The sequence below is a fragment of the Halomonas stenophila genome (assembly GCF_014192275.1).
GTDB lineage: Bacteria > Pseudomonadota > Gammaproteobacteria > Pseudomonadales > Halomonadaceae > Halomonas > Halomonas stenophila.
This window is the reverse complement of sequence record NZ_JACHXR010000001.1, coordinates 532,764-544,168: the sequence shown is the minus strand read 5'-3', so window position 1 is coordinate 544,168 and position 11,405 is coordinate 532,764. Positions and strand designations below refer to the sequence as shown.

Below are 11,405 nucleotides of genomic sequence, written 5' to 3'. Positions count from 1 at the left end.
TCGGGCGCACTAGAGGGCGGCGCGTTAGAGAGCAGCGCACCCATCACCTCGCCGCGAAAGCCGAAGATACGCCGACTCCCCGCATAGGGAATCAGCATCACCTCCCGGGCCTGGCCGGGCTCGAAGCGGATCGCCGTGCCGGCGGCGACATCCAGCCGGTAGCCCCGGGCCCGGTCCCGATCGAAGACCAGGGCCGGGTTGGCCTCGGCGAAGTGGTAGTGCGAGCCGATCTGTATCGGCCGGTCGCCGGTATTGGCCACCTCGATAGTGATCCGTTCGCGGCCCTCGCAGAGCGCGATCTCGCCATCCTGGAGTTGGTATTCACCGGGGATCATGGAGCCCTTCCCTCTTCGTTGTTTGTCTGCCGTAGAACCGCTATGAACTGAGCGAACGAAGGCCAAGCAAGGCGGCGAGTGTCGAAAAACGGATCGGACTCGCGCCCGAGTTTACTTTAGTAAATGAGCATTTTTCGCCACGAAGCCAACACAGCATGGCCGAGTGCAGCCAGTTCTAGACGATCGGGTCGTGGATCGTGACCAGCTTGGTACCATCCGGAAAGGTCGCCTCGACCTGCACCTCGTCGACCATCTCGGCCACGCCCTCCATCACGTCGTCGCGGCCGAGGATCTCGCGGCCCGCGCCCATCAACTCGGCGACGCTCTTGCCGTCACGCGCGCCCTCCATGACCTCGCAGCTGATCAGCGCCACCGCCTCGGGGTAGTTCAGCTTGAGGCCACGTGCCCGGCGCCGCTCGGCCAGCAGGCCGGCAGTGAAGAGCAGCAGCTTGTCCTTGTCTCTCGGGGTCAGTTCCATCGCGGTAGCTCCCAAACCATGTCGATTGCATTCGATGCCCAGCCAGTCGCAAACAAGCTGTGGGCTTTTGGGGTCAGACCCCAGCCGTTACACCAAGGCCCGTTTTCTGCTGATTGCTTGCGGAAATGCCTCCGCCGGGGTCTGACCCCAAAGCCTCATGCCGGTCAGGTCCGCCAGATCCGTGGTATGCAGGCCTCGCGGCCGATCAGCCGCGGCCGCAAGACCTTCCAGGCCGCCTCGCACAGCGCCCAGGCCTCGTTGCGTTCGTTTGCCAGGTAGCGCAGCAGCAGCACCCCGTGACGCACCGTCACCGCCCAGTGCGGGCTCGCGGGTAACTGCTCGCGTAGTGCCTCGATGGCCTCGGCCTCGTCGGACAGGCCCACGGCCCATAGCGTCGCCTGGACAGTGGCACCGCCCTGCCCCCAGCGTCCGGTAAAGCGAGGATGATTCGGGTCCAGCGGCTGGCGCTCCAGCCACAGCGGCCTGCCGTCACGCGTCAGGCGAAAGCGCTGCTCGATGCGGCCGGTGACATAGGGCAGCCGGCTGGCCGGGCGGCCCAGGGACAGCACCTCCCAGCCCAGGCAGCGCGCCGTTCCCGTCAGCTCGACATGGGTGCCCTGCTCACCGCGCGAGCCATCGAAGGCGATGGTCTCCTGGGGCAGCCACTCGAGGACGGCCCCATCGGCCACCTCGAGACGGGTCTGCTGCGCCCAGGCCACACCGTGGCTATCAGTTCGGTAGAGCTTGTTGGCGGCCGGCGTGGTCAGCAGCGCCTGGGCTCCCGTCTCGACACGTGCCGCAATATTCAGCGCATCGCCGCTGACCAGGCCACCGGGAGGGTGCAGCAGATAGAGGTGGCAGGCACCGGGGCGGCCTGCCGCATCGCGCCCTTCGGGATAGAAGGGCCGCTGGACCCGCAATGGCCCCTGGTGACGCGCCCGGGACAGGCGGGTCACGCCATCCCGTACCGAGAAGACAAGGTCAAGCGATGCCGCCCAGCGGCGGCCGGCATCGAAGCGGTGGCCCGACTCGGGATGGGAAGGGATGGCGCGCGGGATGGCCGTCATCGACAAGGGTCCTGTGCGTCCGGTGGCAGTTGCCTCTCACTGAGCAAGTCGCGTACCAATCTGGTGAAGACACCGGCAATCTTTTGTTTATCAAAAACTTATTTTGTACACAAAGAGGTATCCGGATACTCGCATGCACCACCGGCGCCGCTGAGCGAGCGGGCTTTTGCACCATCCGAGTACGCGAGAGCGACGAACGCACCACCATGGGGCGAAGTGCCCACCACGGCCGAGGCCGAGACGGGCGCTCGTAGCTCCAGACCCCAGACCCCAGACCCCAGACCCCAGACCCCAGACACTAGACCCTGAGATGCTCCTTGATCAGCGACTCGCTGAGCTCGCCGATCTCGCCGCCGGCGACCGGTCGCCCCCGGTCCATGATCGCGAAGCGGTCGGCATACTTGCGGGCGAAGGGCAGCTTCTGCTCCACCAGCAGCACCGTCAGGCCGTCCTCGCGGATCAGGCGACGGATCACCTCGCCGATCTGGGTGACGATATTGGGCTGGATGCCCTCCCCCGGCTCATCGAGGATCAACAGCCGGGGCTCGAGTACCAGCGCCCGGCCGATGGCCAGTTGCTGCTGCTGGCCGCCCGAGAGGTCGCCGCCGCGACGGTGCTTCATCTCCGCCAGCACCGGGAACAGCTCGTAGATGCGCTCGGGGATCGACCTGCGACCATCGCCGCGGGCCGCCAGGCCGGTACGCAGATTTTCCTCCACGGTGAGCAGCGGGAAGATCTGGCGCCCCTGGGGCACATAGCCGATGCCCAGCCGCGAACGGTCCTCGACGCGTTTCTTCGTCAGCTCCACATCATCCGCATAGCGGATGCTGCCCGAGGCCACTGGGACCTCGCCCATCACCGCTTTCATCAGGGTGGTCTTGCCGACCCCGTTGCGGCCCATCACGCAGGTGCATTCCCCCGCCGGCACCTCGAGGTCGAGGGACCACAGGGTATGGCTCTCGCCGTAGTACTGGTCGAGCTTGTCAATCGCGAGCATCAGGCCACCTCCTCGTCGGCTTCGGCGCCGAGATAGACCTCGACGACGCGGGGATCCAGGGACACCTGGTCCATGCGGCCCTCGGCCAGCACGCTGCCCTGGTGGAGCACGGTGACCGTGCGGGCGATGGAGCGCACGAAGCCCATGTCGTGCTCCACCACCACCACGGACTGCTGGCCCGCCAGGCCGGTGAGCAGCTCGGCGGTGCGTTCCATCTCCTGCTCGGTCATGCCGGCCACCGGCTCGTCCACCAGCAGCAGCCGCGGACGCTGCATCAGCAGCATGCCGATCTCCAGCCACTGCTTCTGGCCGTGGGAGAGGATCCCGGCCGGGCGATGACGCAGCTCGACCAGGCCGATGGTGGTCATGACCTCCTCGATTCGCGAGCGGACCTCGCCGGTCGTCCGCGCCGTGAGGGTGGGCAGGATGCGCTTGTCGGCAGCCATGGCCAGTTCCAGGTTCTCGAAGACGGTGAGGGCCTCGAAGGTCGTGGGCTTCTGGAACTTGCGGCCGATGCCGAGGCTGGCGATCTCCGGCTCGTTCATGGTCAGCAGGTCGTGGCGGCTGCCGAACCAGACCCGGCCGGCATCCGGCCGGGTCTTGCCGGTGATGATGTCCATCATGGTGGTCTTGCCGGCCCCGTTGGGGCCGATGATGCAGCGCAGCTCGCCATCGTCGATGGTCAGGTTGAGGCGTTCGATGGCGCGGAAGCCGTCGAAGCTGACCGTCACGTCCTCGAGATAGAGGATCGGGCCATGGCGCACGTCGACCGGGGACTCGACGGGCACCAGGAAGTCGAAGACGCGATCGCGATCGGCCAGCGATTTCAGGACGTTCATGTCGAGGCCTCCCGTGGGGTCGTGGATGAGTCAGGGGGGCGGCGCGGCCGGCGATAGCCCAGCAGGCCGGCGATGCCCTTCGGCAGCAGCACCGTGACCAGCACGAAGAGCCCGCCCAGGGCAAACAGCCAGGCATCCGGCATCACGCCGGTGAACACCGTCTTGGCGTAGTTGACGATCAACGCCCCGATCACCGCGCCGTAGAGGGTGCCGCGACCGCCCAGCGCCACCCACAGCACGATCTCGATGGAGAAGATCGGCGAGAACTCGCCGGGATTGATGATGCCCACCTGGGGCACATAGAGCGCGCCGGCGACGCCGGCCAGCATCGCCGAGACCACGAAGACGAAGAGCTGGAAGCGTTCCACCCGGTAGCCCAGGAAGCGCGTGCGGGCCTCGGCGTCGCGGGTCGCCACGCAGACCCGGCCGAGCTTGCTGGCGACGATCGCCCGACACAGCACATAGCCCAGGGCGAGGGCCACGCCGGTGGCCAGGAAGAGCCCCAGGCGGGTCGCGTCGGTGGTCAGGTCGACGCCCAGCAGTTCCTTGAAGTCGGTCAGGCCATTGTTGCCGCCGAAGCCCATCTCGTTGCGGAAGAAGGCCAGCATCAGCGCGAAGGTCAGCGCCTGGGTGATGATCGACAGATACACCCCGGTGACCCGGGAGCGGAAGGCCAGGAAGCCGAACACCAGGGCCAGCAGTCCCGGCGCCAGCAGCACCATCAGGAAGGCGAACCAGGCCATGTCGAAGCCGTGCCAGTACCAGGGCAGGCTCTGCCAGTCGAGGAACACCATGAAGTCCGGCAAGACAGGATGTCCGTACACACCTCTATCACCGATCTGGCGCATCAGGTACATGCCCATGGCATAGCCGCCCAGGGCGAAGAAGGCGCCATGACCAAGGCTCAGGATGCCGAGATAACCCCACACCAGGTCCACCGCCACGGCCAGCAGCGCATAGCACAGGTACTTGCCGAGCAGCGTCACGGTATAGGTGGAGACATGCAGCGGATGCCCCGCCGGCAACGCCAGGTTGAGCAGGGTGACCACGGCCAGGGCCGCGATCAGCGCGCCGAGGAAGAGCCGCGTCGAGCGCTCGTGCAGGGGTCGGGATAGCCAGGATCTTGAAGCCAGCATGAATCAGCCCTCCGCCGCCCGGCCCTTCTGCGGGAAGAGTCCGCGGGGGCGCTTCTGGATGAACAGGATGATGAAGACGAGCACCAGGATCTTGGCCAGCACGGCGCCGGCCCAGGGCTCGAGGACCTGGTTGATCACGCCCAGTGACAGGCCCGCCACCAGGGTGCCCCAGAGGTTCCCCACCCCGCCGAACACCACCACCATGAAGGAGTCGATGATGTAGTTCTGGCCGAGGTTGGGCCCCACATTGGTGAGCTGGGAGAGCGCCACCCCCGCGAGCCCGGCCACGCCGGAGCCCAGGGCGAAGGTCAGGATGTCGACACGGGTCGCGCGGATGCCCATGGCGCGCGCCATGGCGCGGCTCTGGGTCACGGCGCGCACCTCCAGGCCCAGCCGGGTGCGGCGCATGACCAGCATCAGGCCGGCGAAGACCAGCAGCGCGAAGCCCAGCACGAACAGACGGTTGAGGGTCAGCGACAGCCCCTCGTTGATCATCAGCGAACCGCTCATCCACTCGGGCGAGACCACGCTGCGGTTGAGCGGCGAGATCAGGGTGCGCACCAGCTGCTGGAGGATCAGGCTGACGCCGAAGGTGGCCAGCAGGGTCTCCAGTGGACGCCCCTTGAGGAACTGGATGACGCTGCGCTCGATGGCGATCCCCGCCAGGGCCGCCACCAGGAAGCCGGCGGGGATCGACAGGATCAGCGCCAGCCCCGGCTGGCCGGGCAGCAGCTGTTGCATCCCCCAGGCGGTGTAGGCCCCGAGCATCATCAGCTCGCCATGGGCCATGTTGATCACGCCCATCACGCCGAAGGTGATCGCCAGGCCGATGGCCGCCAGCACCAGCACCGAGCCGAGCGACAGGCCGAAGTAGAGCGTCTCGACGCCGCGGTTCAGCTTGAGCTTCTGCTCGATACCGGCGAGTGCCCCGCTGGCGGCCTCGGCCAGGGCGACGTCGTCGCTGCGCGCGGCGGCACGGAGTGCCGCCCGAGCCTCGGGATTGAGGCTACCGGCCAGGCCCTCGACGGCCGCGGCATCGCCCTGTCCCAGACGATGGATGGCGATGGCCTGCTCGAGCAGGCGCCTCACCTCGCCATCGGCTTCGTCGGCCACCCGTTGCTGCAACGGCGCCAGCATGGCGGCCTCGACATTGCCGAGCAGCTCGCGGGCCGCTTCACGGCGCGCCCGCACGTCGTCGACGCGCAGGTCGAGCACCGCCAGGGTGCTGTGCAACTGGCCGCGCAGCGCATTGTTGATGCCGATGCGGTCGAGCTCGCGCCGTGACATCTCGCCGAGTCGCTCGCCGCTCAGGGCATCGGCCACCGGCCACTGGCGGCCGCGGTTCTCGAGCACCACGACGAAGCGACCGGTGTCCTGGTGACGCTGCAGCTTGCCGTCGAGCAGGGCGTCCAGCCAGCGCCGGGTGCGCTCGTCGCCGCTGGCGACGAGCGCCTCAATGGCCTCGCCCTTGTCGGCGTAGGAGCGGGTATCGAGGGCCTCGAGCAGCGCCTGGCCGTCGTCGTCGGGCGCGGCCACGGCGGCCGGTGCGGCGAGCGCCACGACGACGAGGCACAGCAGCCCCTGCACGAGGGAGCGGATCATCCTCATGGGCATGTCCTGTAGGAAGTGGTGAGATGGCGTATCTCGGATCAACCACGCCGGTGCACGCCAGGGCAATCGCTATTGCCCTCAGCGAGGGGCGCCGGGGCTTGTCGACGGAAGAGCCCCGAGCGATACCGCTAACTGCGATAGCCCCTGAGGCGGCCGGCCCGCGGACGAGATCATTCCGCCGTCGCGACATCCTCGCTGGCACCACCGCCACAGCGACCCTCGACGACGTTGTAGTTGCCGCATTCCAGGGGCGCTCGCCAGTCGCTGATCAGGTCCCGGGAGCCGGGCAGGTAGTCGGACCAGGCGTCCCCGGCGACGGTGGACGGGGTCTCCCAGACGATGGAGAACTGGCCGTTGTCCTGGATCTCGCCGATCAGCACCGGCTTGGTGATGTGGTGGTTGGGCATCATCGCCGCATGGCCACCGGACAGGTTGGGGACGCTGACCCCGATGATGGCGTCCTTGACCGCATCCACGTCGGTGGTACCGGCCTTGCGCACGGCCTCCTTCCACATGGTGAAGCCGAGGTAGTGGGCCTCCATGGGGTCGTTGGTGACCGCCATCTCGTCGCCGGTGTACTCGATCCAGCTGTCGATGAAGTCGTAGTTGGCGTCGGTATCGACGCTCATGAAGTAGTTCCAGGCGGCCAGGTGGCCGACCAGCGGCGCGGTGTCGATCCCCGAGAGCTCCTGCTCGCCCACCGAGAAGGCCACCACCGGGATGTCGGCGGCATCGATGCCCTGGTTGCCCAGCTCGCGATAGAACGGCACGTTGGCATCGCCGTTGATGGTGGAGACCACCGCGGTCTTCTTGCCCTGGCTGCCGAAGCGCTTGATGTCGGAGACGATGTTCTGCCAGTCGGAATGACCGAAGGGCGTATAGTTGACCATGATGTCCTCGTCGGCCACGCCGTGGGCCTTGAGATAGGCCTCGAGGATCTTGTTGGTGGTCCGCGGATAGACGTAGTCGGTGCCGGCCAGCACCCAGCGCTCGGCCCCCACCTCGTTCATCAGATAGTCGACGGCGGGAATCGCCTGCTGGTTGGGTGCCGCCCCGGTGTAGAAGACGTTCTCGGAGGATTCCTCGCCCTCGTACTGCACCGGGTAGAACAGCAGGCCGTTGAGCTCCTCGACCACCGGCAGCACCGACTTGCGCGACACCGAGGTCCAGTTGCCGAAGATCACGTCGACCTCCTCCTGGGCCAGCAGCTCGCGGGCCTTCTCGGCGAACAGCGGCCAGTCGGAGGCCGGGTCGACGACCACCGGCTCGATCTGGCGACCGAGCAGCCCCCCCTCGGCATTCTGCCGCTCGATCAGCATCAGCAGGGTGTCCTTGAGGGTCGACTCGCTGATGGCCATGGTGCCGGACAACGAGTGCAGGATGCCGACCTTGATCGGGTCCTCCTGGGCAATCGCCGGCGAGGAGAGACCCAGGCCGATCAGCGAGGCGGCCAGCCAACGTGTGGGATGCACGGTCGGAATCGGGATCATGGAAACTCCTTGCGATGTGGTTGGTATCGATGGGCAGCGGTACGGTGGCGACGGCCCCCTGCCCCCTTACCAGCGCAAGGGGCGTGCCAGAATACGGCGGCTCCTCACTATTCCTTTTATTTCAATGAATTGGACATACACAACCCTGTCTCTCTGGAAGCAGGCGGTGCTTTCTGGTGCAGGATGACGCCCGATATCGAACCAGGGCGGTGCCGATGGCCGGCCCACTGCACCCGCATGAGGCAGGCCCGGTTCGACCCTCCAGACGGCACGAGGGGCGCCGGCCTGGCCGGCGCCCCTCGTGGCGCTGCGGGGAAAATCGGGCGATCAGTCGCCCTCCGGCCCCCCCGTGCCGGTCTGGACCTGCATGCGGCGACGCAGCAGGGGACCGACGATATAGGGCAGCAGCAGCCCCAGGCCGGCGAACACCCACAGGCCGATGGCCAGGCCGCTGTCCCAGAGGATGGTCCAGTCGCCGTCGGAGATATCCATGGCGTGGCGCAGGTTCTTCTCCATCTCCGGCCCCAGCAGCAGGCCGAGGATGATCGGCACCAGCGGGATCTCCAACTTGCGGAAGAGGTACCCGGCAACGCCGAAGGCCACCATGAAGTACAGGTCGAAGGTGGTGTTGCTGATCGAGTAGATGCCGACGAAGGCGATCATGGTCACCACCGGCAGCAGGTACATCGGCGGCACCGAGAGCAGCTTGACGAAGATGCCCACCAGCGGGATGTTCAGCACCAGCAGCAGGAAGTTGCCGATCAACAGCGCGGCGATCACGCCCCAGACGATGTCGGCGTTCTGGGTGAACATCAGCGGCCCGGGGGTGATGTTCAGCGAGATCAGCAGCGCCAGCAGCACCGCGGTGGTGCCGCTGCCCGGCACGCCGAGGGTCAGCATGGGCACGAGTGCCCCGCTGGAGGCGCCGTTGTTGCCGGCCTCGGGCCCGGCCACGCCGCGCGGGTCGCCCTTGCCGAAGTAGCCCTTGCTGCCCACGATCTTCTTCTCGAGGGTGTAGCCGATGAAGCTGCCCAGCGACGCGCCCGCCCCGGGCAGCACCCCGGCGATGAAGCCCAGCACACCGCCACGGAAGCTGGACGGCAGGATGTTGCGGATGTCCTTCCAGCTGAGCGTGAGCTTGTTGACGGCCATCTTCGCCTTGCCGCCACCGGCCTTCTCCTCGATGAAGAACAGCAGCTCGGAGATGGCGAACAACCCGACGATGGCGATGATGAAGTCCACGCCCTCGTAGAGCTCGAGCACGCCGAAGGTGTAGCGCTGCACGCCGGTGTTGTCGATGCCCACCGTGGCGATCATCAAGCCGATGGCGGCGGCCACTACCGTCTTCATGGGGTTCTTGCCGGTGATGCCGCCGAGGGTGGCGAAGGCCAGCAGGAAGAGCGCGAAGTACTCCGCCGGGCCGAAGGTCAGGGCGAAGTCGGCGAGCAACGGCGCCAGCAGGATCAACCCGATGGTGGCGATCAGGCTGCCGATGAAGGAGGCCACGGCGGAGATCGCCAGGGCCTCGGAGGCCTTGCCCTGCTGGGCCATGGGATAGCCGTCGAGGCAGGTCATCATCGCCGGCTCGTCACCGGGGATGTTGAGCAGGATCGACGAGATGCGCCCGCCGTACATGGCGCCGGCATAGACCGCGGTGAGCATGATCATCGCGGTCTCCGGCGCCAGCCCCAGGGTGAAGGCCAGCGGGATCAGGATGGCCACGCCGTTGGCCGGGCCGAGCCCCGGCAGGGCGCCGATCAGGGTGCCGAGGAAGGCCCCCAGCAGCGCGAACATCAGGTTGTGCGGCGCCAGGGCGACGCCGAACCCGTCGATCAGGAAGCCAAGGGTCTCCATCAGCTCACCTCCAGGAAGGACAGCAGGCCCAGCGGCAGCGCCAGGTCGAGGGCGAAGTTGAACAGCAGGAAGACCACCACCCCCGACGCCGCGCCGGTGACGAAGGCTCGCACCGGGGCGGAGCCCATGCGCCAGCACAGGGTGCCCACCGCCAGGGTCGTGCTGATGATGAAGCCCAGCGGCTGCAGCAGCATGGCGTAGAGGATCAACACCACCACGGCGATGATCAGCTCGATGCCGGTACGGCTCCACGGCCAGGCATTATCCGGATCCGGTCGCACGACCATGTACAGGCTGGAGAGTGCCAGCACGACGGCCAGCAGGCGTGGGAAGGTCTCGGGACCGACGGCCTCGGTCCCGCCGAACGGCTCGGGGAACTGGGTGGTGCCCCAGCCGTACGCGACGGCCAGGACGATCATCAGGACCCCAAAGATGCGGTCGTTGAAGGTCATTGCTGAATCAACCCGATGTCCTTGGAGAGGGTTTCGATCTCGACGATCTGGTCCTTGACGAAGGACTCGAACTCACCGGCGCTCATATGGAAGGGCATCAGGCCGTTCTGGGTCATGACGCTCTGCCATTCCTCGCTTTCATAGATGGTGTCCATGGCGTCGACCCAGTACTGCTTGGCCTCGTCGGAGATGTCGGCCGGCATGTAGAAGCCGCGCCAGTTGGGGCCGAGGGCATCGATGCCCTGCTCCATGGCGGTGGGGATCTCGGAGAACTCGCCCGGCAGGCGCTCCTCGGACAGCACCGCGAGCACCTTGAGGTCGCCCGATTCCATGAAGCCCTGGGCCTCGGTGATGTCGCCGGTGAAGGCGTCCACGTGCCCCCCGATCACCTGCGTCAGTGCCTCGCCGCCGTTGTTGTACGACAGGTAGGGAATCCGCGGCAGATTCTCGACATCGGCGGCCTGGGCGGCGATCAGCACCTTGAGGTGATCCCAACCGCCCTTGGCGCTGCCGCCGGCGAACTTGACGGCGCGCGGATCCTCCTTGAGGGCATCCATCAGGTCATTGAGATCTTCGTACTCGGAATCCGCCGACACGGCGATGATGCCGTAGTCGGCCCCGAGGGCGCCGATCCAGTTGACCATGTCGGCGTTCATGCCCGGGAACTGGCCCTGGGCCAGTCGCGTGGTGGTCGCGGTGGAGGCCGCCACCAGCAACTGCTCGTCGCCGGCCCGCTTGCTGACGGTATGCCCGAAGGCCACGCCGCCACCGGCACCGGCCATGTTGATGGTCTGGACACTGCGCGGAACGATATCCAGGTCCTCCATCACCTTGCCGACACTGCGGCAGGTGAAGTCCCAGCCGCCACCCGGGTCGGCGGGGGCCAGGCACTCGACCTTGCCCTCGGGTTCGAAGGCCATGGCGGAGCCGGCGCTGACGGTGAAGGCGGCGACGGCGATGAGCTTGAGCGGCGTACTCTTGGACATTGTTGTGGTCCCCTGGTCGGTGGAACGAAACGTTGGGCTTGTCGAACGCTGACGACTGGCTTACAATTCTGTAAGGCAGAACCGCGTTCTTCAGGATAGAAAGCTAGGCGCCTCGCTGGTCGGGGTCAACGCCTGGCCGTGAATTTGCGACCAAAGTTGC

At 66.8% G+C, this 11,405-nt stretch carries 10 protein-coding genes and 1 pseudogene; all 11 read right to left on the bottom strand.

Going from position 1 to position 11,405, the window contains the following annotated elements; genetic code table 11:
- Positions 1-32: 32 nt before the first annotated feature.
- Positions 33-335, bottom strand: a pseudogene (locus tag FHR97_RS02400) (urease subunit beta); the annotation flags it as partial.
- 175 nt (positions 336-510) lie between these two features.
- A complete protein-coding gene (gene ureA / locus FHR97_RS02395) occupies positions 511-813 on the bottom strand; it encodes an urease subunit gamma (RefSeq protein WP_183382159.1) in 303 nt (100 codons plus the stop codon).
- 164 nt (positions 814-977) lie between these two features.
- Positions 978-1,880, bottom strand: coding sequence for an urease accessory protein UreD (locus FHR97_RS02390; RefSeq protein ID WP_183382158.1), 903 nt, complete (start codon positions 1,878-1,880; stop codon positions 978-980).
- Positions 1,881-2,178: 298 nt separating this feature from the next.
- A complete protein-coding gene (urtE, locus tag FHR97_RS02385; RefSeq protein ID WP_183382157.1) occupies positions 2,179-2,877 on the bottom strand; it encodes an urea ABC transporter ATP-binding subunit UrtE in 699 nt (232 codons plus the stop codon).
- Positions 2,877-3,716, bottom strand: coding sequence for an urea ABC transporter ATP-binding protein UrtD (urtD, locus tag FHR97_RS02380; protein WP_183382156.1), 840 nt, complete (start codon positions 3,714-3,716; stop codon positions 2,877-2,879). The genes urtE and urtD overlap by 1 nt, the downstream gene beginning before the upstream one ends.
- Positions 3,713-4,852 (bottom strand): urea ABC transporter permease subunit UrtC, encoded by a 1,140-nt coding sequence (gene urtC, locus FHR97_RS02375; RefSeq protein WP_183382155.1) that lies wholly within the window; start codon positions 4,850-4,852, stop codon positions 3,713-3,715. Before urtC ends, urtD begins: the two co-directional genes overlap by 4 nt.
- A gap of 3 nt (positions 4,853-4,855) precedes the next feature.
- On the bottom strand, positions 4,856-6,460 hold the full coding sequence (gene urtB, locus FHR97_RS02370; RefSeq protein WP_425486057.1) for an urea ABC transporter permease subunit UrtB: 1,605 nt from the start codon (positions 6,458-6,460) through the stop codon (positions 4,856-4,858).
- 173 nt (positions 6,461-6,633) lie between these two features.
- The gene (urtA, locus tag FHR97_RS02365) at positions 6,634-7,953 is read right to left on the bottom strand and encodes an urea ABC transporter substrate-binding protein (RefSeq protein WP_183382154.1); all 1,320 of its coding nucleotides are present in this window, start codon (positions 7,951-7,953) and stop codon (positions 6,634-6,636) included.
- A gap of 327 nt (positions 7,954-8,280) precedes the next feature.
- The gene (locus FHR97_RS02360) at positions 8,281-9,807 is read right to left on the bottom strand and encodes a tripartite tricarboxylate transporter permease (protein WP_183382153.1); all 1,527 of its coding nucleotides are present in this window, start codon (positions 9,805-9,807) and stop codon (positions 8,281-8,283) included.
- On the bottom strand, positions 9,807-10,259 hold the full coding sequence (locus FHR97_RS02355; protein WP_183382152.1) for a tripartite tricarboxylate transporter TctB family protein: 453 nt from the start codon (positions 10,257-10,259) through the stop codon (positions 9,807-9,809). Before FHR97_RS02355 ends, FHR97_RS02360 begins: the two co-directional genes overlap by 1 nt.
- A complete protein-coding gene (locus tag FHR97_RS02350) occupies positions 10,256-11,245 on the bottom strand; it encodes a Bug family tripartite tricarboxylate transporter substrate binding protein (protein WP_183382151.1) in 990 nt (329 codons plus the stop codon). Before FHR97_RS02350 ends, FHR97_RS02355 begins: the two co-directional genes overlap by 4 nt.
- Positions 11,246-11,405 lie beyond the last annotated feature (160 nt).

Bases quoted from the DNA above. Each gene is read 5' to 3' on its own strand.
- ureA (WP_183382159.1), bottom strand. From the start codon at position 813: ATGGAACTGACCCCGAGAGACAAGGACAAGCTGCTGCTCTTCACTGCC.
- FHR97_RS02390 (WP_183382158.1), bottom strand. From the start codon at position 1,880: ATGACGGCCATCCCGCGCGCCATCCCTTCCCATCCCGAGTCGGGCCAC.
- urtE (WP_183382157.1), bottom strand. From the start codon at position 2,877: ATGCTCGCGATTGACAAGCTCGACCAGTACTACGGCGAGAGCCATACC.
- urtD (WP_183382156.1), bottom strand. From the start codon at position 3,716: ATGAACGTCCTGAAATCGCTGGCCGATCGCGATCGCGTCTTCGACTTC.
- urtC (WP_183382155.1), bottom strand. From the start codon at position 4,852: ATGCTGGCTTCAAGATCCTGGCTATCCCGACCCCTGCACGAGCGCTCG.
- urtB (WP_425486057.1), bottom strand. From the start codon at position 6,460: ATGAGGATGATCCGCTCCCTCGTGCAGGGGCTGCTGTGCCTCGTCGTC.
- urtA (WP_183382154.1), bottom strand. From the start codon at position 7,953: ATGATCCCGATTCCGACCGTGCATCCCACACGTTGGCTGGCCGCCTCG.
- FHR97_RS02360 (WP_183382153.1), bottom strand. From the start codon at position 9,807: ATGGAGACCCTTGGCTTCCTGATCGACGGGTTCGGCGTCGCCCTGGCG.
- FHR97_RS02355 (WP_183382152.1), bottom strand. From the start codon at position 10,259: ATGACCTTCAACGACCGCATCTTTGGGGTCCTGATGATCGTCCTGGCC.
- FHR97_RS02350 (WP_183382151.1), bottom strand. From the start codon at position 11,245: ATGTCCAAGAGTACGCCGCTCAAGCTCATCGCCGTCGCCGCCTTCACC.